This window comes from Klenkia terrae, assembly GCF_037083865.1.
Taxonomy (GTDB): domain Bacteria; phylum Actinomycetota; class Actinomycetes; order Mycobacteriales; family Geodermatophilaceae; genus Klenkia; species Klenkia terrae.
In genome coordinates this window covers 1-21,284 of record NZ_JBAPLV010000018.1, presented here as the reverse complement: position 1 = coordinate 21,284, position 21,284 = coordinate 1, and the positions used below count along the sequence as shown (strand labels likewise).

Below are 21,284 nucleotides of genomic sequence, written 5' to 3'. Positions count from 1 at the left end.
GACCTCCGAGTCGGGTGGGTGTGCTCCGGTCACCCTGCACCAGGTGGAGCCACTCCACCCGTCGAGACGTCAGGTCCGGGGTCGTCCGATGCCGCAGAGGTACAGCGTCAGCAGGACGACGCCGGGGGACAGCACGAACAGCGGCCACGGGAACGCCGGGTCGCCGGTGCCCAGGCTCACCGCTGCCCAGGTGACGACGTTGATCGAGAACACGCAGGCCCAGATGATCGCCAGCACCCGCATCGCGGTGCCGCCGCCGGTGTCGCTGAACACCGGCCGGCGTTCCCCGCGGACGGCGGGTTGCCGGGACGCCGCGGTCACCTCGGGCGGGGGCAGCGGCCCGAGGTCGGCGGTGACGGCGTCCAGGTCGCCCCGGGTCCGGGCCGCCCAGGTCAGCGCGGCCCGCTGGTCGAACTCGCGCAGCTCCAGCTGTCCCACCTCGACCGCGCGGCGCAACCGGGTCTCCACCAGAGCCCGCTCGGCGTCGGACACCCGTAGCAGGGACGGCGGCACCGGCTCGCTCACGAGCAGCATCCTGGCAGCCGCCGGGCACTGCGCTCCACCGAGTGCGGAAGGAGAGCGGCCAGAAGGTTCTCGTGACCGTCCTGGCTCAGCACTCGACGGCGGCGACCCGTGGGCAGCGCCGTCCGCCGCGCCACGGTGCCGGGCCGGTGCGACCGCGGTGGGTCAGCCGTGCCAGCTGTCCAGCAGGTGCCGAGCCGCCGCGACATCTCCCTGGGCCATCGCGCGGACAGCGGCGTCGACGGCGGCCCGCGCCGACTCCGCCCGCTGACGTGTCCCGGTGCGCCGGCTGCCGAGGTCCCGGTCGGTCCAGTCGAGCGTGTCGTCGAGGGTGTAGACGAGTTCGTCGATGTCGGGGTCGGTGGTCACCCCCCGGCTGGGCCAGAGCAGGCGGGTGAGCCACCGGAGATCACGATCACCGGCCAGGACGAGTTCGGCGCCCCAGGCCATCGCGGCCCGCTGGCCGTCGGGCGGCGCCGCACCCAGCTCGGCCAGGGCTGCAGGCCAGAGCTCGCTCACCTCGGGCTCGTGACCGCGCAACGAGGCGAGCTCCAGGACTGCGTCGCCCTCCCGCCCTTCAGCGATCCAGTGTGCGGCCAGCATCGGCCGATCCTCGTGTCGGATCTGCCCGCGCTCGAACAGGGCTGCAGCGAGGAGAGGAGTGAGGGGCGCGGTAGACATCGGAGCGGGCCGGGGTGCCCAGAGAGCTGGTCCGAGCAGTAGGCGCCCGAGTCGCGCGGGACTGCAGGGCTGCGAACTCGCTCGGGCACTGGACTGCTCCTCGGCCGGTTCACCCGACGCCGAGGTGCGCATCCGGATGCGGGGGAAGGTGGCAGCGAGCCAGTCCGCGTCCTCGTCGTCGAAGCGTGCACCCGACGGTTCCCCATCCAGGACGGCGGGCTGGCCGTCGTCGCCGGGCTGGCCGAGCTCGGTGAGCACCTCGTCCGCTAGGTAGCCCACTGCCTCGGCCACGTCGAACGACTCGCCATCTGGGCCCCACGGCAGCTCGGCGAGCGCATCGGGGTCGGCGAGGACCAGCTCGAACGCAGACCGGCCCTGGAGCACCAGCCAGAGTCGGAAGTGTTGGAAGGCATCGTCGCTCATCCCGCCGGCCGCGGCGAAACCCGCCGCCCAGAGTTGCCAGCTGTTGGCCTGGGTCGTCTGTTCCCGGAGCACCTGCTGGAAGCCGCGGACCGACTGCGGGTCCAGATCGCGGAGTGCGGAACGGAGCGCGGTGATCCGCTCCTCCACCGCGGTGACCGGATCGGTCGATCGGATCGAGGCACGGGACGGTTCGAGGATTCCCCAGAATTCGTCGGCGTCCATGCCGCCCAACGCTACGTCGACCCTGAGCCAATCCCGGCGTCGCGCCGCACGGCCGGCGTGACCGACCGGTAGCTGTGCGCCATCTGCATCGAGTGCGCCACCGGTCCGGTCCGCGGGGATCGGGGACCGGACTGGTGACGCACTCGACGAGTGCGGGACCGACTAGGAGCGGCGGCCGAGCAGGTAGCCGACGCCCACGCCCAGCAGCGTGAGCGCGGCACCACCGAGCGCGGCCAGGGCGAGCTCGGCCGGGGCGGACCCGGACGACCCGCCCGCGGGGGGCGCGAACCGGGTGGGGGCGGCATTCGTGCTCGGAGCGGCAGCGGGCGCGGCGGCGGGGGAGCCGCCGTGCACCGCGGTGTCGCTGACCGCGGCGGCCGACGGGGTGACGTCGGCGTTGGCCGGCGCCGCGGCGGCCGGGGCGGTGCCGGTCAGCTCGGCGTCGATGGCGGAGAAGAACTGGCCGGCCAGCCGCTTGGCGACCCCGGTGATCATCCGCTGGCCGACCCCGGCCACGGCGCCGCCGACGACGGCGTCCGCGTCGTAGGTCAGCTTGGTGCCGCCGTCGACGGCCTCCAGGGTGATCGGCACGGTGGCCCGCACGGAGCCCGGACCGCCGGAGCCCGAGGCGTGCATGACGTAGCGGGTCGGCTCCTGCTTGTCGGTCAGCTTGACCTCGCCGGCGTACACGCCGCGGATGGCGCCGACGCCGACCGAGACGGTCATCGCGTACTCGTCCTCGCCGGTGCGCTCCAGGCCCTGGCAGCCCGGGATGGTGCGGGCCAGCACGGCCGGGTCGGTGATCGCCGCCCAGACCTCCGCCGGGGGCGCGGACAGGGTGGCGGTGCCGTCGAGCTTCACGCGGGGACTCCAGTGGGTGCGGCGGGGACGCGCTCGGCGTCGGGGTTGCGGACCAGGTCGTAGAGCTCGGTCGGGCTGATCGGCATGGCCGCGATGCGGCGGCCGACGGCGTCCTCGATCGCCGAGGCGATGCAGGCGGTGCCGGGGATGACCCCGGCCTCGCCGGCGCCCTTGAGCCCGAGCGGGTTGAGCGGGGACGGGGTCTCCTGGTGGTCGATGACCACGTCGGGGACCTCGCTGGCGTAGGGCATGAGGAAGTCCATGAACGAGGCGTTCTGCAGCTGGCCGTCGCCGTCGTAGGCCATCCGCTCGTAGAGGGCACCGCCCACGCCCTGGGCGACCCCGCCGTGGACCTGGCCCTCGACGATCATCGGGTTGATGATGTTGCCGCAGTCGTGGACCACCGCGTAGTCGACGACGTCGATCTCCCAGGTGGTCGGGTCGATCTCCACCACCGCGGCGTGCGCGCCGGAGGCGAAGGTGGACCGGATGGGGGAGTAGTAGTCGACGTGCTCCAGGCCGGGGGCGTCGCCGACCGCGACGGGGGGCTTGCTGTCGTCGCCGGGGCCGGCGAACTGGGTGGCCTGCCGGGCGGCCTCGTCGAAGGCGTAGCGCAGCGGGTTGGACAGAACGGCCACGGTCCGCAGCGGGATCGACGCCCCGGGCGTGCCCTTGACCTGCACCAGGCCCTCGTCGATCTCGAGGTCGTCGACGTCGGCCTCCAGCACGTCCGCGGCGATCCGCAGCGCCTTGGCCCGGACGCCGCGGGCAGCCAGCGCGATGGCGTTGCCGCTCATCACCGCCGCCCGGGAGGCGAAGGTGCCCACCGCGTAGCCGAAGCGCCGGGTGTCGCCGGTGGTGACCTCGACGTCCTCGATCGGGACGCCGAGCTCGTGCGCCACGATCTGGGCGAACGCGGTCTCGTGGCCCTGGCCCTGCGACGTGAGGCCGGTGGAGACCAGCACCTTGCCGCTGCCCAGCACCTGCACGTGGCCGCCCTCGTAGGGGCCGGGGCCGGTGCCCTCGACGTACATCGCCATGCCGATGCCCAGCTGCTTGCCGCGGGAGGCGGCCTCGGCCCGGCGCTCCTCGGCGCGGTCCCAGCCGACCAGGGCGACCAGCTTGTCCAGCAGGCCCTCGTAGTTGCCCGAGTCGTAGATGACCGGCCGGCCGTCCTGGAACGTCAGGTGGTGGTCGTAGGGGAACTGGTCGGGCTGGATCAGGTTCCGGCGGCGCACCTCGGCGCGGTCCAGCCCCAGGTCCTGGGCGATCCGGTCCATCGTGCGCTCCATGGCGTAACAGCCCTGCGGGCGACCGGCGCCGCGGTAGGGAGTCACGATGACCGTGTTCGTGTAGACGCTGTCGATGCGCACCCGGTAGACCGGGACCGCGTACGGGCCCACCAGCTGGGTGGCCGTCACGATCGGCACGATGATCCCGTAGGGCGTGTAGGCGCCGTTGTCGTGCCAGGCCCGGACGTCGAGGGCGGTCACCCGGCCCTCGTCGTCGTAGCCCACGGTGATCTCCTGGCGCTGCTCGCGCTCGTGCGCCGAGGAGATGAAGTGCTCGCGCCGGTCCTCGGCCCAGTGCACCGGCTGGCCCAGCGCGATGGCCGCCATCGGCACCAGCAGCTCCTCGGGCCACGGGTGCACGATCTTGACGCCGAACCCGCCGCCCACGTCGGGCGCGATCACCTCGACCTTCTCCAGCGACAGCTGCAGCTTCGCCGCGATCGCCGCGCGCACCGAGGTGGAGGCCTGGGTGGAGGTGTGCACCCGCAGCGAGGAGTCGTCGTGGTTCCACACCGCGTGCACGCCCTTGCCCTCCATGGGCATGCAGGCGCTGCGCTCGATGTACTGGGTGAAGCTCAGCGTGCGGGCCGACGCGGCCAGGGCGGCCTCGACGTCCCCGGTCTCCTGGTGGTGCCGGGCGGCGACGTTGTCGGGCACGTCCTCGTGCACCGCGTGGGCGGCGGCGCGGGCGGCGTCCACGCCGACCACGACCGGCAGCTCCTCGTAGGAGACGGTGATCCGGTCGCAGACGTCCTCGGCCACGTACCGGTCGGTGGCGACCACCATGACCACGGCCTCGCCCACGTGCTGCACCACGTCGCGGGCCAGCGGGAAGCCGGTGCGCGGGGCGGTGAGCTGGGGGTGCGGGATGAGCACGGGCAGCGGCTCGGCCATCGGGCCCACGAGGTCCTCGTAGGTGTAGATGGCGATGACGCCCTCGACGTCCAGCGCGGCGTCCACGTCGATGCCCAGGATCCGGGCGTGCGCGTACGGGCTGCGGACGAAGGCCGCAGCGGCGGCGCCGTGCCCGATGTCGTCGGTGTACCGGCCGCGGCCGGTGATCAGCCGCAGGTCCTCGCGCCGGCGGACCGGCTCGCCCATCAGCTTGGTGGTCACTCCGCGGCCTCCTTCATGAGGCCCGCGGCGTGCCGGCAGGCCTTCTTGATGTTGGCGTAGCCGGTGCACCGGCAGAGGTTGCCGCCGACGATCTCGTCGACCTCGTCCTCGGTGATGTCCGTGCTGCGGTCGCGGGCCTCGAGCCCGGCCGCCATGGTCATGAGGAAACCGGGGGTGCAGAAGCCGCACTGCAGGGCGTGGCACTCGCGGAAGGCCTCCTGCACCGGGTGCAGGATCTCCCCGCCCCGGCCGTCGTCGCGGGCCAGGCCCTCGACGGTGGTGACCGCCTTCCCGTCGACCTGGACGGCGAGCACCAGGCAGGACCGCACCGGGGTGCCGTCGACCAGCACGGTGCAGGCGCCGCAGACGCCGTGCTCGCAGCCGACGTGCGTCCCGGTCAGCTGCAGGTCGTGCCGCAGCGCGTCGGACAGCAGCCGGCGGGCCGGCACGGTGGTTTCACGTGGCACACCGTTGACGGTGACGGAGATGGTGCGCTCGGTGGAGACGATCATCGGTTCTGTGCCTCCTGGGCGGCGCGGGCGAGGGTGCGTTCGGTGAGGACGCCGACCAGCAGCCGGCGGTAGTCCGCGCTGGCGTGCAGGTCGCCGTCGGGGTCGACGAGCGTGCGGGCCAGCGCGCCGGCGGCGGTCCAGTCGGCGCTGTCGACGGACTGGCCGACGACGGCGTCGGTCAGGTCGTGCACCTCGGGGACGAGGCCGACGGAGATGTAGGAGGCGCGGGCGGAGGTGACCCTCGAGTCCTCGTCGAGGGTCACGGTCACGCCGGCGCCGCAGACCGCGTAGTCGCCCTTGCGGCGGGACACCTCCTCGAAGGCGGTGCCGGTGCGCGGGGGCAGCGCGGGGAAGAAGGCCTCGGTGACGACGGCGGGGCCGTGCACCGAGGTCTCCAGCGGGCCGACGAAGAAGTCGGCCCAGCCGACGGCGGACGAGCCGGCCGGGGTCGCGACGGTGACGGAGCCACCGGTCAGCGCCAGCACGGAGGTCATCTCGCCCGAGGGGTCGGCGTGGGCGATGGAGCCGACGGTGGTGCCGCGGTTGCGGATGGCCGGGTGGGCGACGTTGGACGTCGCGCGGGCCAGCAGCGGCTGCACCTGCGCGGCCTCGGCGTGGTGCAGCAGCTCGACGTGCCGGACCAGGGCCCCGACCCGGACCCCAGCGCCGTCACCGCTGGGGGTGACGACGACGGAGTCCAGGCCGGGGATCCGGTTGATGTCCACCAGCGTGGCCGGGGAGGCCAGCCGCATGGACAGCAGGGGGAGCAGCGACTGCCCTCCGGCCAACACCTTGGCGCCGTCCTCGGTGAGGAGGGTCAGCGCCTCGTCGAGCGAGGTGGGGTCGGCGTAGCCGAAGGGCGCGGGCTTCACGGGTTGCGGGTCTCCCTCTCGATCGTCTGCGTACCGGTCTGCTGGTCCAGCGTGGAGGGGTCGGCGCTGCCGGCGGCGTCGTGCGCCCCGGTGTTGCCCAGCGCCGGCCCGGTGCCGTGCCGGAAGCCGTCCTCGGCCAGCAGGGACTCCTTCATCTCCCGGGGGGCGAGGGCCCGGGCCACGTGCCAGCCGACCACGGCCACGATCGTGCCCAGCGAGATGCCGCCGAGGGAGAAGTTGTCGGAGAACTGCAGGTTGACGTTGCCGACACCGATGATGATCCCGGCCGCGAGCGGCACCAGGTTGATCGGGTTGGCGAAGTCGACCCGGTTCTCCTTCCAGATCTTGGCGCCCAGCAGACCGATCATCCCGTAGAGGACGACGGTGATGCCGCCGAGCACACCGCCCGGGGTGGCGTTGACGACCGCGCCGAACTTGGGCACCAGGCCCAGCACGATGGCCACGATCGCGGCCACGTAGTAGGCGGCCGTGGAGTAGACGCGGGTGGCGGCCATGACGCCGATGTTCTCCGCGTAGGTGGTGGTGGGCGAGCCACCGACCGAGCTGGCCAGCACCGTGCCGACGCCGTCGGCGAAGACCGCACGGCCGAGCACCGGGTCCAGGTTGCGCTTGGTCATCTCGCCGACGGCCTTGACGTGCCCGGCGTTCTCGGCGATCAGGGCGATGACGGCGGGCAGCACCAGCAGCGAGAAGTTCACCGAGAAGCTCGGGGCGGTGAGGGTGGGGAAGCCGAACCAGTCGGCCGCGCCGACGCCGTCGAGGTTGACCCGGTCGTGCGCGCTGACCACACCGGCGCCGTCGGGCGCCGTGATCGGGCCGGAGAGGGCGTCGAGCACCAGGGACAGCACGTAGCCGAAGACCAGGCCGAGCAGGATCGAGATGCGCGACCAGAAGCCGCGCAGGGCCAGGGAGACCACGACGACGAAGGCCATGGTGGCCAGGGCGACCCACTGGTCCTGGGGCCAGTACGTCTGCGCGGCGACCGGGGCCAGGTTGAAGCCGATCAGCAGCACGACGGCACCGGTGACCGCCGGGGGCAGCACCTTGTTCACCACGACCGGCCCGGCCTGCTGGATGACCAGGCCGACGAGCGCGAGCACGACACCGGAGACCAGGATCGCGCCGACCACGTCGCCGGAGTCACCGCCGCCGGCCCGCACCGCGGCCACGCCGCCGACGAAGGCGGCGGAGGTGCCCAGGTAGGAGGGCACCTTGCCCTGCACGATGAGCAGGAAGACGATCGTCGCGATCCCGCTCATCATGATCGCCAGGTTGGCGTCCAGCCCCATGATCAGCGGGAAGACGAAGGTGGCACCGAACATGGCGACCACGTGCTGGGCACCGATGCCGACCGTCAACGGCCACGAGAGCCGCTCGTCGGGGGCCACGGCCTCGCCGGGCGGCGGGGTCTTCCCGTCGCCGTACAGCTTCCACCCGAACGCCATTGATGTTCCTCCTGCTCGGTGCGGCCACCACGGGCCGCGGACCCTGCCCGGCGAGCACGATCCCGCCGGGAGCGGCCACTGTGACACCGACCACCGACACTGCGGAAGTACCTCAGCGCTAAATCTTCGTACCCGTGATGTTGCCACCACATTTCTCTCACCGCTGAGGTACTTCCGGGGTAGCGTGCGCCACTGTGAGCGGCTCCGCACCTGACCCCACCGACGCCCGGCACGTCTCCCTCCGCAGCGGCGTGTACGCCGACTCGGTGAAGTTGATGCAGGTCAGCAAGGCGGTCGGCGGCCGCGACGGCGTCACCGCCGTCCTGGTCGCGATGGCCACCCCGCTGAACCTCGAACTCGCCGCCGGGATGGGCCTGTCGCCCGACGCCGGGGCGAAGCCCGACCAGCTGCTCATCGCCCTGCGCGCCGTCGACGAGGCCGAGCTGGCCGCCGCGATCACCGCGGTCGACGCCGCGCTGACCGCCCGGGAGGAGCGCGGCTCGGCCGACGCGATCCCGCCGCGCACGGTCGGCTTCGCCCTGGGCGAGCAGCAGGAGACCCCGCTGGCGATCATCAGCGTCCCCGGCCCGTACGCCGTCGCCGAGGCCATGGACGCCGTCGCCGCCGGCCGCAGCGTGCTGGTCTTCTCCGACGGCGTCCCGGTGGAGCACGAGATCGCGCTCAAGCGGGCCGCGCACGAGGCCGGGGTCCTGGTCATGGGCCCGGACTGCGGGACGGCGATCGTCTCCGGCGTCGCGCTCGGCTTCGCCAACGTCGTCCGGCCCGGGCCGGTCGGCCTGGTCGCGGCGTCGGGCACCGGTGCCCAGCAGGTCAGCTGCCTGCTGGACATGGCCGGCGTGGGTGTCAGCCACGTGCTCGGCGTCGGCGGGCGGGACCTGTCGGCCGCCGTCGGCGGCCTGGCCACGCTGGACGCGCTGCGGATGCTGGACGGCGACGCCGCCACCGAGCGGGTGCTGCTGGTCAGCAAGCCCCCGGCACCCGAGGTCGCCGAGCAGGTCGCCGGGACGGCCGCCGAGCTGGGCACCCCGTTCTCCAGCGCCGCGCTGAGCGCCGCCAGCCCCGACCTCACCGCCTCCGTCGAGGCGCTGCTGCAGGAGATGGGCGTCGACGTCCCGACCTGGCCGACCCGCGCCGGCGCCGACCGCGCGGTCCCGGCCGGTGCCGTGCTCAAGGGCTTCTACTCCGGCGGGACGCTGGCCGACGAGGCCATGCTGGTCGCCGCGCCCGCGCTGGGCGACGTCCGCAGCAACACCCCGCTGCGCCCGGAGCTGGACCTGGGCGCCGACTTCGGCGCGACGGGCCACGTGGTCGTCGACTTCGGCGACGACGCGCTCACCGTGGGCCGCGCGCACCCGATGATCGACCCCACGCTGCGGCTGGAGGCCATCGCCGGCCTCGCCGCGGGCGGGGAGCCCGCCGTCCTGCTGCTGGACGTCGTCCTCGGGTACGGGGCCGACCCCGACCCGGCCGCCGCGCTGGTCCCCGCCGTCCGCGACCTGCCGTTCCCGGTCGTGGTCGCGCTGGTCGGCACCGAGGGCGACCCGCAGGGGTGGTCCCGGCAGGCCGACGCGCTGGCCGCGGCCGGCGTGCACGTGTTCGCCTCCAACTCCGCGGCCACCCGGTACGCGATCGACCTGATCGGGGCTTCGAAGTGACCAACCTGCTGAGCGGACCGCCGGCCGTCGTGGCCGCCGGGGTCGACGTGTTCTCCGACGCGCTGCGCGCCCAGGGTGCGGCCGTCACCGACGTGGAGTGGCGGCCCCCGACGATCGGGTCCGCGGACGACCTCACCCAGCTCGCGCTGGACCCCCGCCGGGCCGCCGCGAACCGGGTCGCCGTGGAGCGGGTGCTGGCCAGCCGGTCCACCCTCACCGACGTCGCCCCCGCCTCGGAGGTCATCGGGCTCACCGGGCGCACGCTGCTGCACTCCGGCCCGCCGCTGAGCTGGGAGACCGCCTCGGGCCCGATGCGCGGTGCGCTGATGGGCGCCTGCCTGTTCGAGGGCTGGGCCGACACCCCCGAGGCCGCCGAGCAGCTGCTGGCCTCCGGCGGCGTCGCGCTCGACAGCTGCCACCACCACCGCACCGTGGGCCCGATGGCCGGCGTCACCAGCCCGTCGATGTGGATGTGGTGCCTGACCGACCCCACCGACGGCCGGCAGGCCTTCTCCAACCTCAACGAGGGCCTGGGCAAGGTGCTGCGGATGGGCGCCTACGGCCCCGAGGTGGTCACCCGCCTGCACTGGATGACCGACGTGATGGGCCCGATCCTGCAGGCCGCCGTCCGCTCGCGGCCCGAGCCGCTGGACGTCACCGGCGTGCTCGCGCAGATGCTGCAGATGGGCGACGAGGGGCACAACCGCAACCGGGCCGGGTCGCTGATGACCCTGCGCGAGCTGTCGCCCTCGATCGTCGCCGTGGACGCGCCCAAGGACGACATCGCCGAGGTGCTGCGCTTCATCGGCGGCAACGAGCACTTCTTCCTCAACCTGGGCATGCCCACGGCCAAGCTGGCCATGGACGCCGTCGGGCACGTGCCCGGCTCGACCATGGTGACGACGCTGGCCCGCAACGGCACCGAGTTCGGCGTCCGGACGGCGGGCACCGGCGACCGCTGGTTCACCGCGCCGGCCAACACCCCGGTCGGGCTGTTCCTGGGCGACTACGGCCCCGAGGACGCCAACCCCGACATCGGCGACTCCGCGATCATGGAGACCTACGGCGTCGGCGGGTTCTGCATGGCCGCCGCCCCGGCGATCGTCCGGTTCGTCGGCGGCACCGTGCCCGACGCGTTGGCCACCACCGAGCGGATGTACCAGATCACCCTGCAGGAGAACCCGGCCATGCAGGTGCCGATCCTGGGCTTCCGCGGCGCCCCCACCGGCATCGACGTGCTGTCGGTGGCCCGCACCGGCTGGCTGCCGCAGATCAACACCGGCATGGCCGGCCGGGTGGCCGGCACCGGCCAGGTCGGCGCCGGTCTGGTGCAGCCGCCGGCGTCGTGCTTCGAGCAGGCCGTCGCCGCCCTCGCCGAGGAGTCCCGCGCCGCCCTCGGCTGAGGGCGGCGCGGCCCCCGCGTCAGCGGATCAGCGTGCCCAGGTCCACGGGCAGCTGGATGCCGGTGATGTGCCGGGCCTCGTCCGAGGCGAGGAAGGCGACGGCGTTCGCGATGTCCTCGGGCTGGGAGACCTGGTCCGGCAGCGCCTGCATGAAGATCGGTGCGAGGGTCTGGGCGTTCGCCGCGATCAGCGGGCCCAGGTCGTCGACGGTCATGCCGGTGGCCACGCCGTGCGGGTGCACGGTGTTGACCCGGATGTTGTGCTGGGCCAGCTCGTTGGCCAGCGACTTCGCGTACCCCACGACCCCGTGCTTGGTCGCCGCGTAGGCCGACAGGAACGGCAGCCCGCGCAGCCCGGCCACCGAGCTGGTGATCACGATCGACCCGCCGGTGCCCTGCTCGAGCAGGGTCGGGATGGTCGCCTTGGCGGTGTGGAAGACGCCGGTCAGGTTGACCGCGACCGTCTCGTTCCACTGCTCGAGGGTGATCTCCCAGCTGTTGCCGGCCGAGCAGATCCCGGCGTTGGCGACGACGACGTCCAGCCGGCCGAGCTCGGCGACGCCCTCGGACACCGCCGCGGACAGCGCCGCGAAGTCGGCGACGTCGGCCTGCCGGGCCACGATCCGCCGGTCCTGCGCCTCGACCAGCCGCACGGTCTCGGCCAGGTCGTCGGCGGTCGCGCCGGCGTAGTGCGTGGTGGCCGGCTGGGCGCAGACGTCGACGGCGATGACGTCGGCGCCCTCCGCGGACAGCCGGACGGCGTGCGCGCGGCCCTGGCCGCGGGCGGCCCCGGTGACGAGGGCGACCTTGCCCTCGAGACGGCGGGAGGTGGGGGTGGTCATGGGGATCTCCTCCGGGCCTCGTCGGAGGCACGTCGTATTGGGTGCACTGAGTGCAACGTGAGCGTGGTCACCGTAGCGCCTGCTCGATTAGCGTGGGCGGCGTGCCGACGCCGGTCCGTGAGCAGCAGCGCCGCGACAGCTGGGCCGCCGTCCAGGCAGCGGCGTTGGCGCTGGTCAGCGAACGGGGCTTCGACGCCGTCACGGTGGAGGACGTCGCCGTGGCGGCCGGGGTCTCCCGCCGCACCTTCTTCAACCACTTCCCGACGAAGGCCGCTGCGCTCTTCGACCCGCACCCGGACGACGCCGAGGCCCTGGCCGCGCTGCTGGCCGGCGCCGACACCTCGGGCGGTGTCTGGCCGGCGCTGCGCGAGGTCTGCCTGGCCCTGGTGGCGCGGCAGGAGGAGGTGCTCGCCGTGCGCCGGCGGCTGGTCGGGGACCCCGAGCTGGATGCCTACCACCGCACCGCGCACCGGCACGTCGGCGAGGCGATCGACGGCTGGGTCGGCGCCCAGCTGCCCGACGACCCCTTCAGCGCCCGGTTGGTCGGCGAGACGGCCGCGGCGGTGCTGATGACCGCCTTCCTCAGCTGGTCCCCGGACGACGACCCGGCCCGCTTCGCCGAGCTGGTCGGCCGCGGGTTCGACCTCGTCGGCACCGGCTTCGCCTGACACCGGTCGGCCGGGTGCGCCAGGGTGGGCGCATGCGACTGGACCTCAGCGGGAAGACCGCCCTCGTCACCGGCTCCTCCCAGGGCATCGGCCTGGCCATCGCCACCGGGCTCGCCTCGGCCGGGGCCGCCGTCGTCCTCACCGCGCGCGGGGAGGGGAAGCTGGCCGCCGCGGCCGACGAGGTGCGGGCCGCCGTCGAGGGCGCCGAGGTCACCACCGTGGCCGCCGACGTCAGCACCGACGAGGGCACCGCCACGCTGCTGGCCGCCGTCCCGGACGTCGACGTGCTGGTCAACAACCTCGGTGTCTTCGGCGCCCAGCCCGCGCTGGAGATCCCCGACGACGAGTGGCGCCGCTACTTCGAGGTCAACGTGCTGACCGCCGTCCGGTTGATCCGGGCCTACCTGCCGGCGATGCGGGACCGCGGCTGGGGCCGGGTGCTGCAGATCGCCAGCGACTCCGCGATCGTGACCCCGGTCGAGATGATCCAGTACGGCGTCTCCAAGACCGCCCTGCTCGCCGTCTCCCGCGGCTTCGCCAAGGAGGCGGCCGGGTCCGGCGTCACGGTGAACTCGGTCATCGCCGGCCCGACGCACACCGGCGGGGTCGAGGACTTCGTCCACTCCCTGGTGCCCGGGGACCTGCCGTGGGACGAGGCGCAGCGCGAGTTCATGCGCGTGCACCGGCCGCAGTCGCTGCTGCAGCGGCTGATCGAGCCCGAGGAGATCGCCAACATGGTGGTCTACCTGGCCTCGCCGCTGGCCTCGGCGACCACCGGCGGCGCGGTGCGGGTGGACGGCGGCTACGTGGACTCGATCCTGCCGTGACACCGGCGCAATACGGGTGCGCCAGCCTGGAGGGGTGAGCTTCGAGGTCCCGGTCGTCGACATCGCGCCCTACGTCACCGGCGTGGGGGACCGGTCCGCCACGGCCGCCGCGATGGACGCCGCGTGCCGGACGGTCGGCTTCGTGCAGGTGGTCGGCCACGGCGTCCCGAGGACGGCGTCCGACGGGCTGGCCGCGGCGATGGATGCCTTCTTCGGCCTGCCCGCGCACGCCAAGGCCGCCGTCCGGACGCCGCCGGAGGTCAACCGTGGGTACAGCCCGCCGAAGAGCGAGTCCCTGTCGCTGAGCCTGGGCGTCGCGTCGGCGACCCGGATGAACGACTTCTTCGAGGCCTTCAACGTCGGCGCCTCGCAGGAGACCTACCCGGGCTCCCCGGGCCTGCCGCTGCCGGACTACGCGCCCAACACCTGGCCCGACGTGCCCGGCTTCCAGGACGCGGTGGACACCTGGTTCGGCGAGGCCGCCCGCGTCGCCCGAACCCTCACCCGGGTGTTCGCCGACGCGCTCGACCTGCCGGCGGACTTCTTCGACGCGATCACCGGGCACTCGCTCGACGTGCTGCGGATGAACAACTACGCGCTGCCGCCGGGCACCGTGGACCTGGACGGCGAGCTGACCGGGATGGGCGAGCACACCGACTACGGGATCGTCACCGTGCTCTGGGCCGACCAGGTGCCGGGCCTGCAGGTCCTCGGCGCCGACGGCGGCTGGCACGACGTCTCCCCGGTGGACGGCGCGCTGCTGGTCAACCTGGGCGACGTCACCGCGCGGCTGACCAACGAGCGCTGGACGTCCACCCTGCACCGGGTCAAGCCGCCGGTCGTGGACGGCACGATCCGCCGTCGGCGCTCGGCCGCGTTCTTCCACGACGGGGACGTCGACGCGGTGATCTCGGTGCTGCCGTCCTGCGTCGGCCCGGGCGAGGAGCCGCGGTACCTGCCGGTGACCGTGGGCGAGCACGTGGCCGCCAAGCTGCGCGGCTCGCGGGCCGGGGTGGTCAACACCGCCGCGGAGCGGGACGCCGCCCGGGTGCTGGCCGCCCGCGGCTGACCGGGGGAATCCCCCGGCCACCAGGCGTCTTGCGCCAGGTGGGAACCATCCCGATCTCCTGGAGGAACACCGTGCCCGTCCTGTACACCGCCATCGCCACCGCCACGGGGGACGGCCGCAACGGCCACGCCCGCTCCTCGGACGGCATCGTGGACGTCGACCTCGCCACCCCGGTCGAGATGGGCGGCGCCGGCGGCGCGACCAACCCGGAGCAGCTCTTCGCCGCCGGGTACGCGGCCTGCTTCCACTCGGCGCTGAAGGTCGTCGCCAAGCGCCAGGGCGCGACCCTGAGCGACTCCGCGGTCACCGCCGAGGTGGGCATCGGCCCGAACGACGCCGGCGGCTTCGGCCTCGAGGTCGCGCTGCACGTGGAGCTGGGCGGGCTGGACCAGGCCGCCGCCGAGGCGCTCGTCGAGGCCGCCCACCAGGTGTGCCCCTACTCCAACGCCACCCGCGGCAACATCCCGGTCACCCTCGAGACCACCGTCGCCTGAACGACCACCGGCCCGCCACCTCGACGAGGTGACGGGCCGGTGAGCTGTCGGGTCAGGCCTTGACGATGGCGGCGACGGGGCCACCGCCCGAGGGGCCCTGGTGCACCGCGGCGACGGAGACGAAGACCGCCGGGTCGCCGGTCACCGAGGCGGCGACGCCGCCGACGGTGGCCTTGATCTGGCGGTGCCAGAACACGTCGGAGTCGTCGAGCATCGCGTTGCGGCGGCCGCGGACGTAGCCGGTCGGGTCGGCCTCGCACTTGAGGAAGACGTTGACCAGGTTGTCGCCGAGGTCGGAGGTGCGCGGGCGCTCGGGCAGGTCGAGGCCGGCCTCGCGGATGGCGTCCCAGATGCCTTCCTGGTCCAGGGCGTCCTTCATGACCGAGTGGCCGATCCGGTAGTTGCCGCCGTGCCCGCGGGCGTTGCCGACGACGACGATCTGCGCCTGGTCCAGCTCGACGCCCGAGGAGCAGGAGGCGACGGCGGAGAACAGCGAGAAGTCCCGCATGACCTGCTTCTGCTCGGGCAGCTCGATCTCGCCCAGGGCCAGGGCGATGCCCAGCGCGGTGGTGCCGTTGGAGAGGTCCATCGAGCCGTGCGGCTCGTCGTAGTAGGTCTCCTGGCCGCGCGACTTGGCCTCGCGGATCGTCTCGATGGTCAGCAGCGGGGTCTTGGTCTGCACGTAGTGCACGTCGGCGGGGTCGGTGATGCCGGCCTCGGCCATCGCGCGCTTCACGCCCTCGGCGACCTTCTCGACCATGGTGATCCGGCCGATGTCCTCGGGCAGCAGCACCTCGCTCATCGCGAAGCCGACGGTCAGCCGGGGCTCATCGGTCTTCTCGACCGAGTCCTCGGGCAGCGTGGCGAAGATGGTGGCGTGCGGGCTGATGACGCCGTCCGTGCCGCCGGACCAGACGATCGGGATCTGCTTGACCTCGGCCTCGCTGCGGGTGCCCTTGGCCATCAGGACCTCGCGGAAGGCGCGGTCGGCGATGATCCGGGTGTAGTCGTTCACCCCGCCGTTGCCCTCGGTCTTGCCGATGACGGCGACCACGCGGTCGGCCTCCATGACGCCGGAGTCGATGAGCTTGGCCAGCTCGGAGGCGTCACTCACGTTGTGCAGCGGGACCTTGCGGACCTCGATCGGTGCGGGCATCAGGACTCCTCCTGGTTGGTGGCGCGGTTGATGACGGTGCCGACGGCGTCGTCGGCGACGGCTCCAGCGATGTGCTCGAGAGAGGTGATGACGGCGCGACGACCGGGCCCGCCGGCGACGAACCGCAGCGCGGCGTCGACCTTGGGGCCCATGCTGCCGCGGGCGAACTGGCCGGCCGCGGCGTGCGCGCGCAGCTCGTCGACGGTGACCCGGCCCAGCGGCCGGGCGTCGGGGGTGCCGAAGTCGACCATCACGTGGTCCACGTCGGTGGCGATGACCAGGGTGTCGGCGCCGAGCTCGGCGGCCATGAGCGCCGCGGTCAGGTCCTTGTCGATGACGGCCTCGACGCCGCGCAGGGCAGCGCCGTCCCGGCCGTCGTCCACGACCGGGATGCCGCCGCCGCCGGCGCAGACGACGACGAACCCGGCGGCCGCCAGCGCGCGGATCGCGGGGGAGTCCAGCACCGAGCGGGGCTCGGGCGAGGCGACGACGCGGCGCCAACCCTTCTCGCCACGGTCCTCCCAGCGCTGGCCGAGCTCCACGAAGCGCTGCGCCTGCTCACGCGGCAGGAATCGGCCCACCGGCTTGGTCGGCTCGGCGAACCCGGGGTCCTCGGCGTCGACCAGGGTGCGGGTGACCAGGGCGGCGGTGCGCTGGTCCAGGCCGCGGGCGGCGAGGGCGGCGTCCAGCTCGTCGACGACGGTGAAGCCGATCGTGCCCTGGGTCTGCGCGACGTTCCAGTCCAGCGGGACCGGGGGGACCTCGTGCGCGGCGAGCTCGTTCTTCACGAGCAGGTTCCCCACCTGCGGCCCGTTGCCGTGGGTGACCACGACCTCCGCGCCGGTGGCGACGACCGCGGCCACGTGCCCGGCGGCGACGGCGATGGCCGCCCGCTGGGCGCCGGGGGTGGCCGAGCCGTCCGGCCCGGTCATCGCGTTGCCGCCCAGGGCGATCACGACGCGGCGTTGCGAGGTCATGCCGGGACCCTAGCCGGATTTCTCTTAGCGGTGAAGTACTTCAGCGGCGCCAGAAGTCGAAGCGGTCGCGGCCGGGGCGGAAGCCGGCGGCCTCGACGACGTCGACCGCGAGGTCGAACCGCTGGCCGACCGACGTGGGCACGTGCGCGTCGCTGCCGAAGCTGACCGCCTCGCCGCCCTCGTCGCGGAACCACCGGACCAGCTCCACCGAGGCCAGCGGGCTGGTGGTGTTGACCTCCAGGGCCCGGCCGGTCTCGGCCAGGGCCCGGAAGACCTCCCGGTACTCGGCCTCGAACGGGCGCTCGGCGTACCGGTCGCGCCCCCCGGGCCAGTACCGCCGGGGGTAGTCGACGTGCGCCAGCACCTGGAAGACGTCGCTGGCGCGGACCATCTGGGCCATCTCGGTCAGGTACCGGCGCATGGTGGCGTCGGCGCCGGACCTCGTCAGCATCCGGTTCACCCCGATCAACCGGTTCCCCTCGGTGAGGGAGTGCAGCGACCCCAGGATCCGGTCGACCGGGGCGGCGGCCAGGTGGCGCGCGACGCTCTCGGCGAACAGGTGCGGCTCGCCGGCCTCCACCCCGGACACCACGCGCAGCTCGGGGAACCGGTCGCGGCACTCGGCGATCGAGGCGGCGTAGCCCTCGACGTCGATCGGTCGCTGGTTGGCCGGGTGCCGGTCGACGAGCCCGTCGCGGCTGGCCCGGTCCTCGGCGGCCCAGACGGTGAAGTCCAGGTGCTCGGTGAAGGCCACCGCGGGCAGCCCCACCTGCACGGCCCGCTCGCAGGTCTCCACCATCGAGGCCCAGGGCCCGGTGTCCCACGAGAACTCGGTGTGCACGTGGTTGTCGGGAGGCAGCATCGGGGTCCATCCTCCCCCGTCGTCCACAGGGCGCGCAGGGCGGGCCGGGACTGTCGGACCGGGTGCCTACTGTCGGTCCCATGAGCACCGCTGTGGCCCCCACCGAGATCGCCGACGAGGCGCTCGCGGTCCTCCGTGAGCTCACCGGCCGACCCGATGCGGTCTTCCGCGAGGGGCAGGACTCCGCGGTGTCGGCCCTGGTCGAGCGGCACCAGCGCGCGCTCGTCGTGCAGCGCACCGGGTGGGGCAAGTCGGCGGTCTACTTCGTCTCCACCGCCCTGCTGCGCCGGCGCGGGGCCGGCCCGACGCTGCTGGTCAGCCCGCTGCTGGCGCTGATGCGCGACCAGGTCGCGGCCGCCGCGCGGGCCGGCATCAAGGCGGTGGAGATCTCCAGCGCCAACGCCACCGAGTGGGACGACGTCGCCGCCCGGCTGGCCGCCGACGACGTCGACGTGCTGCTGGTCTCCCCGGAGCGGCTGACCAACCCCCGCTTCCGCGACGAACAGCTGCCCGGCCTGGTCGACCGCTGCGGCCTGCTGGTGGTCGACGAGGCCCACTGCGTCTCCGACTGGGGGCACGACTTCCGGCCCGACTACCGCCGCATCCGCGAGCTGCTGGGCCGCCTCCCGGCCGGCACGCCGGTGCTGGCCACCACCGCGACGGCCAACGAGCGGGTGGTCGAGGACGTCGCCGAGCAGCTGGGGTCGGGGGGCGTCGAGGTCACCACCGTGCGCGGTCCGCTGGCCCGGGACTCGCTGCGGCTGGGGGTGCTCCGGCTGCCCACCGACCGGGCGAGGCTGGGCTGGCTGGCCGCCCACCTGGAGGAGCTGCCGGGCAGCGGGATCGTCTACACGCTCACCGTGGCCGCGGCCGAGGAGACCGCGGCGCTGCTGCGCGACGCAGGTCACGACGTGCGCGCCTACACCGGCCGACTGGACGACGCCGACCGCAAGGACGCCGAGGAGGCGCTGCGGGAGAACCGGGTGAAGGCCCTGGTCGCCACCTCGGCGCTGGGCATGGGCTTCGACAAGCCCGACCTGGGCTTCGTGGTCCACCTGGGGGCGCCGTCGTCGCCGGTCAGCTACTACCAGCAGGTGGGTCGTGCCGGCCGTGCGGTGGAGCACGCGGACGTGCTGCTGCTCCCCGGGCCGGAGGACCTGGCGATCTGGCAGTGGTTCGCCACGTCCTCCATGCCCCGGGAGGACCACGCCGCGGCGGTGCTGACCGCAATGGCCGACGGCAAGGCGTGGTCGGTGGCCCGCCTGGAGACCGTCGCCGACGTCCGCCGGTCCCGCCTCGAGCTGCTGCTCAAGGTGCTGTCGGTCGACGGCGCGGTGGAGCGGGTCCAGGGCGGGTGGCGGTCGACCGGGGTGCCCTGGGTCTACGACGCCGACCGGTACGCCCGGGTCACCCGCACCCGGGAGGCCGAGCAGCGGTCGATGATCGCCTACGCCCGCCCCGTCGACGAGGCCGTCTGCCGCATGGCGTTCCTGCAGGAGGCCCTCGACGACCCCACCGCGGCACCCTGCGGTCGGTGCGACGTCTGCGCCGGCCCCTGGTACCCGACCGACATCCCGGCCGGCGCGGCCGAGGCGGCGAACGCCCGGCTGGACCGGCCCGGTGTGGAGCTGCCTCCCCGGGCGCAGTGGCCGACCGGCGCCGACCGGCTCGGCGTCGAGGTCAAGGGCAAGATCGCCCCGGGCGACCAGGTGCTGACCGGCCGGGCGGTCGCCCGGTTGACCGACCTGGGCTGGGGCCAGCGGTTGCGCACCCTGCTCGGGGACGACGGCGTCGGAGGGGTGGCCAGCCTGGCCGAGGACCTCGAGGCGCCCTCGATCGAGGAGGACCCCGACGCCGCCTTCGACGTCTCCCACCGGGTGATCCGGCCCGGGGTGGCCTCCGACGCCCCACCCACCGACGAGCTGATGGCCGCGTGCGCCCGGGTGCTGGGTGCCTGGGACTGGGCCGACCGTCCCGCCGCCGTGGTCGCCGTCCCGTCCCGCCGCCGGCCGGCGCTGGTCTCGGGTGTGGCCCAGGGGCTCGCCCGGCTGGGGCGGCTGCCCTACCTGGGGGAGCTGGAGCTGCAGCACGGCGGCCCCACCGGCGGCCCCGGCGGCAACTCCGCCTTCCGGCTCGCCGGGGTCTGGCAGCGGATCGTGGTCGGGGACGAGCTGCGCGGCCGGCTGGCCGACCTGACCGGCCCGGTCCTGCTGGTGGACGACCTGGCCGACTCCCGGTGGACGGTCACGGTGGCCGGGCGTGAGCTGCGGCGCGCCGGGGCCTCGGGCGTGCTCCCGTTCGTGCTGGCCCTGTCCGCCTAGCTCAACTGTCCACAGGGTTCCGCACACCTGTTCGAAACCCGACTCGGTTCTCCACAGGGTTTCGCACACCTGTTCGAAACTTCTCGTAGGCTGCGGGCATGACCGTGGTGCACCAGCCCTCGATGTGGGACGTCGCCGAGACCGCGTCGCTCGCCGCCCTGCCGGGGCGCGTCACCCGGCGCGATCTCGACCGCGGGGCGTGGGTGGACCACCTCCCCGGGTGGGTGCATGGCTCCGACGAGGTGCTCGAGGTCCTGCTCGGGGACATCGGCTGGCGCGCCGACCGGCGGCAGATGTACGACCGCGAGGTGGCCGTCCCCCGGTTGCTCCGCTGGTACGCCGGCGGCGAGACGCTGCCGCACCCGCTCCTGGGGCAGGCGCGCGCCGACCTCGACGCGCACTACCTCCCCGAGCTCGGGGAGCCGTTCGTCAGTGCGGGGATGTGCCTGTACCGGGACGGCCGGGACTCCGTGGCCTGGCACGGCGACCGCATCGGCCGCGGTCGGAGCCAGGACACGATGGTCGCCATCGTCTCGTTCGGCTCGCCCCGGGCGCTGATGCTCCGACCGGTCGGTGGCGGCGCCTCGGTCCGCTTCACCCTTGGGCACGGGGACCTCGTCGTCATGGGTGGCAGTTGCCAGCGCACCTGGGAGCACTGCATCCCGAAGACCAGCAAGCCGGTCGGCCCCCGGGTGAGCGTGCAGTTCCGCCCCCGCGGGGTCGCCTGAACCACCCATATGCCCTGCTGAGCGCCGCGTGCGGGGCTGGCCGGCCGGGTCGTGGACCCCCCTGCGGGGACCCCCCTGCAGACCCCTCTCAGAGGCGTGTATGGTTCTCCATGCACCGCGAAACACCGGCAAGGCTGAGAGGCCGAACCGCGAGCCAGACCCCCCGGGGTTGACGAGCTCGGATCGTGGAGTAACGTGCAGCAGCCGCCTGATGACGAAGGCCTCCGGGTCTGAGTGTCAGCGCGTCCGCTCCTTGAGAACTCAACAGCGTGCCGAAAGTCAGTGCCATATGTTT

The 21,284-nt window shown here is 73.7% G+C and carries 19 protein-coding genes; 8 read left to right on the top strand and 11 right to left on the bottom strand.

All coding sequences use genetic code 11. The features are described 5' to 3' along the window. Nucleotides 1–69 precede the first annotated feature (69 nt). The 7 genes from UXQ13_RS15980 to UXQ13_RS15950 form a co-directional block, all read right to left on the bottom strand. Complete coding sequence (locus tag UXQ13_RS15980) at nucleotides 70–525, bottom strand: DUF1707 SHOCT-like domain-containing protein (RefSeq protein ID WP_225233905.1); 456 nt, start codon at nucleotides 523–525, stop codon at nucleotides 70–72. 162 nt (nucleotides 526–687) lie between these two features. Further along, nucleotides 688–1,848 carry a DUF4240 domain-containing protein gene (locus tag UXQ13_RS15975; RefSeq protein ID WP_225236174.1) on the bottom strand — a complete coding sequence of 387 codons (1,161 nt, stop codon included), beginning with the start codon at nucleotides 1,846–1,848 and terminating at the stop codon, nucleotides 688–690. Between the two features lie 162 nt (nucleotides 1,849–2,010). Then, on the bottom strand, nucleotides 2,011–2,709 hold the full coding sequence (locus UXQ13_RS15970) for an SRPBCC family protein (RefSeq protein ID WP_336392533.1): 699 nt from the start codon (nucleotides 2,707–2,709) through the stop codon (nucleotides 2,011–2,013). After that, nucleotides 2,706–5,117 (bottom strand): aerobic carbon-monoxide dehydrogenase large subunit, encoded by a 2,412-nt coding sequence (gene cutA / locus UXQ13_RS15965; protein WP_225233906.1) that lies wholly within the window; start codon nucleotides 5,115–5,117, stop codon nucleotides 2,706–2,708. The genes UXQ13_RS15970 and cutA overlap by 4 nt, the downstream gene beginning before the upstream one ends. Beyond that, nucleotides 5,114–5,629: a (2Fe-2S)-binding protein gene (locus tag UXQ13_RS15960; protein WP_225233907.1), complete on the bottom strand. Its 516-nt coding sequence runs from the start codon at nucleotides 5,627–5,629 to the stop codon at nucleotides 5,114–5,116. The genes cutA and UXQ13_RS15960 overlap by 4 nt, the downstream gene beginning before the upstream one ends. Further along, on the bottom strand, nucleotides 5,626–6,501 hold the full coding sequence (locus UXQ13_RS15955) for an FAD binding domain-containing protein (protein ID WP_225233908.1): 876 nt from the start codon (nucleotides 6,499–6,501) through the stop codon (nucleotides 5,626–5,628). Before UXQ13_RS15955 ends, UXQ13_RS15960 begins: the two co-directional genes overlap by 4 nt. Further along, nucleotides 6,498–7,967, bottom strand: coding sequence for a uracil-xanthine permease family protein (locus UXQ13_RS15950; RefSeq protein WP_225233909.1), 1,470 nt, complete (start codon nucleotides 7,965–7,967; stop codon nucleotides 6,498–6,500). Before UXQ13_RS15950 ends, UXQ13_RS15955 begins: the two co-directional genes overlap by 4 nt. Nucleotides 7,968–8,161: 194 nt before the next feature. Between UXQ13_RS15950 and UXQ13_RS15945 the strand changes: the two genes are divergently transcribed. Both UXQ13_RS15945 and UXQ13_RS15940 read left to right on the top strand, forming a co-directional pair. Continuing rightward, complete coding sequence (locus UXQ13_RS15945; protein WP_225233910.1) at nucleotides 8,162–9,643, top strand: FdrA family protein; 1,482 nt, start codon at nucleotides 8,162–8,164, stop codon at nucleotides 9,641–9,643. Beyond that, on the top strand, nucleotides 9,640–11,046 hold the full coding sequence (locus UXQ13_RS15940) for a YlbE family protein (protein ID WP_225233911.1): 1,407 nt from the start codon (nucleotides 9,640–9,642) through the stop codon (nucleotides 11,044–11,046). Before UXQ13_RS15945 ends, UXQ13_RS15940 begins: the two co-directional genes overlap by 4 nt. Before the next feature lie 19 nt (nucleotides 11,047–11,065). On the opposite strand, the gene UXQ13_RS15935 is transcribed toward UXQ13_RS15940, so the two are convergent. Continuing rightward, nucleotides 11,066–11,887 carry a mycofactocin-coupled SDR family oxidoreductase gene (locus UXQ13_RS15935; RefSeq protein ID WP_225233912.1) on the bottom strand — a complete coding sequence of 274 codons (822 nt, stop codon included), beginning with the start codon at nucleotides 11,885–11,887 and terminating at the stop codon, nucleotides 11,066–11,068. A gap of 101 nt (nucleotides 11,888–11,988) precedes the next feature. Between UXQ13_RS15935 and UXQ13_RS15930 the strand changes: the two genes are divergently transcribed. The 4 genes from UXQ13_RS15930 to UXQ13_RS15915 all read left to right on the top strand — a co-directional run bounded on the left by UXQ13_RS15930 (nucleotide 11,989) and on the right by UXQ13_RS15915 (nucleotide 14,945). Then, nucleotides 11,989–12,555, top strand: coding sequence for a TetR/AcrR family transcriptional regulator; helix-turn-helix transcriptional regulator (locus UXQ13_RS15930; protein WP_225233913.1), 567 nt, complete (start codon nucleotides 11,989–11,991; stop codon nucleotides 12,553–12,555). A gap of 32 nt (nucleotides 12,556–12,587) precedes the next feature. Then, nucleotides 12,588–13,382 carry an SDR family NAD(P)-dependent oxidoreductase gene (locus UXQ13_RS15925; protein WP_225233914.1) on the top strand — a complete coding sequence of 265 codons (795 nt, stop codon included), beginning with the start codon at nucleotides 12,588–12,590 and terminating at the stop codon, nucleotides 13,380–13,382. Between the two features lie 34 nt (nucleotides 13,383–13,416). After that, on the top strand, nucleotides 13,417–14,451 hold the full coding sequence (locus tag UXQ13_RS15920) for an isopenicillin N synthase family dioxygenase (protein WP_225233915.1): 1,035 nt from the start codon (nucleotides 13,417–13,419) through the stop codon (nucleotides 14,449–14,451). A gap of 71 nt (nucleotides 14,452–14,522) precedes the next feature. Continuing rightward, nucleotides 14,523–14,945 (top strand): organic hydroperoxide resistance protein, encoded by a 423-nt coding sequence (locus tag UXQ13_RS15915; RefSeq protein ID WP_318249987.1) that lies wholly within the window; start codon nucleotides 14,523–14,525, stop codon nucleotides 14,943–14,945. Nucleotides 14,946–14,997: 52 nt separating this feature from the next. Here UXQ13_RS15915 and bar read toward each other — a convergent pair whose 3' ends face one another. The 3 genes from bar to UXQ13_RS15900 are packed head-to-tail and all read right to left on the bottom strand — an operon-like array spanning nucleotide 14,998 to nucleotide 17,940. Beyond that, nucleotides 14,998–16,101: a barbiturase gene (bar, locus tag UXQ13_RS15910; RefSeq protein ID WP_225233916.1), complete on the bottom strand. Its 1,104-nt coding sequence runs from the start codon at nucleotides 16,099–16,101 to the stop codon at nucleotides 14,998–15,000. Next, nucleotides 16,101–17,078 (bottom strand): carbamate kinase, encoded by a 978-nt coding sequence (locus tag UXQ13_RS15905; RefSeq protein ID WP_225233917.1) that lies wholly within the window; start codon nucleotides 17,076–17,078, stop codon nucleotides 16,101–16,103. The genes bar and UXQ13_RS15905 overlap by 1 nt, the downstream gene beginning before the upstream one ends. A gap of 40 nt (nucleotides 17,079–17,118) precedes the next feature. Then, entirely contained in the window at nucleotides 17,119–17,940 is an 822-nt protein-coding gene (locus UXQ13_RS15900) for a PHP domain-containing protein (RefSeq protein ID WP_225233918.1), read from the bottom strand. Nucleotides 17,941–18,020: 80 nt separating this feature from the next. Between UXQ13_RS15900 and UXQ13_RS15895 the strand changes: the two genes are divergently transcribed. Beyond that, nucleotides 18,021–20,261, top strand: a complete 2,241-nt coding sequence (locus tag UXQ13_RS15895) for a RecQ family ATP-dependent DNA helicase (RefSeq protein WP_225233919.1) — start codon at nucleotides 18,021–18,023, stop codon at nucleotides 20,259–20,261. Nucleotides 20,262–20,359: 98 nt separating this feature from the next. Then, on the top strand, nucleotides 20,360–20,989 hold the full coding sequence (locus UXQ13_RS15890) for an alpha-ketoglutarate-dependent dioxygenase AlkB (protein WP_225233920.1): 630 nt from the start codon (nucleotides 20,360–20,362) through the stop codon (nucleotides 20,987–20,989). Nucleotides 20,990–21,284: the final 295 nt, after the last annotated feature.

What these genes read in the sequence shown, in the direction of transcription:
- UXQ13_RS15975 (WP_225236174.1), bottom strand. Translation starts at nt 1,848, where the DNA reads ATGGACGCCGACGAATTCTGGGGAATCCTCGAACCGTCCCGTGCCTCG.
- UXQ13_RS15960 (WP_225233907.1), bottom strand. Translation starts at nt 5,629, where the DNA reads ATGATCGTCTCCACCGAGCGCACCATCTCCGTCACCGTCAACGGTGTG.
- UXQ13_RS15950 (WP_225233909.1), bottom strand. Translation starts at nt 7,967, where the DNA reads ATGGCGTTCGGGTGGAAGCTGTACGGCGACGGGAAGACCCCGCCGCCC.
- UXQ13_RS15935 (WP_225233912.1), bottom strand. Translation starts at nt 11,887, where the DNA reads ATGACCACCCCCACCTCCCGCCGTCTCGAGGGCAAGGTCGCCCTCGTC.
- UXQ13_RS15925 (WP_225233914.1), top strand. Translation starts at nt 12,588, where the DNA reads ATGCGACTGGACCTCAGCGGGAAGACCGCCCTCGTCACCGGCTCCTCC.
- bar (WP_225233916.1), bottom strand. Translation starts at nt 16,101, where the DNA reads ATGCCCGCACCGATCGAGGTCCGCAAGGTCCCGCTGCACAACGTGAGT.
- UXQ13_RS15905 (WP_225233917.1), bottom strand. Translation starts at nt 17,078, where the DNA reads ATGACCTCGCAACGCCGCGTCGTGATCGCCCTGGGCGGCAACGCGATG.
- UXQ13_RS15900 (WP_225233918.1), bottom strand. Translation starts at nt 17,940, where the DNA reads ATGCTGCCTCCCGACAACCACGTGCACACCGAGTTCTCGTGGGACACC.
- UXQ13_RS15895 (WP_225233919.1), top strand. Translation starts at nt 18,021, where the DNA reads ATGAGCACCGCTGTGGCCCCCACCGAGATCGCCGACGAGGCGCTCGCG.
- UXQ13_RS15890 (WP_225233920.1), top strand. Translation starts at nt 20,360, where the DNA reads ATGACCGTGGTGCACCAGCCCTCGATGTGGGACGTCGCCGAGACCGCG.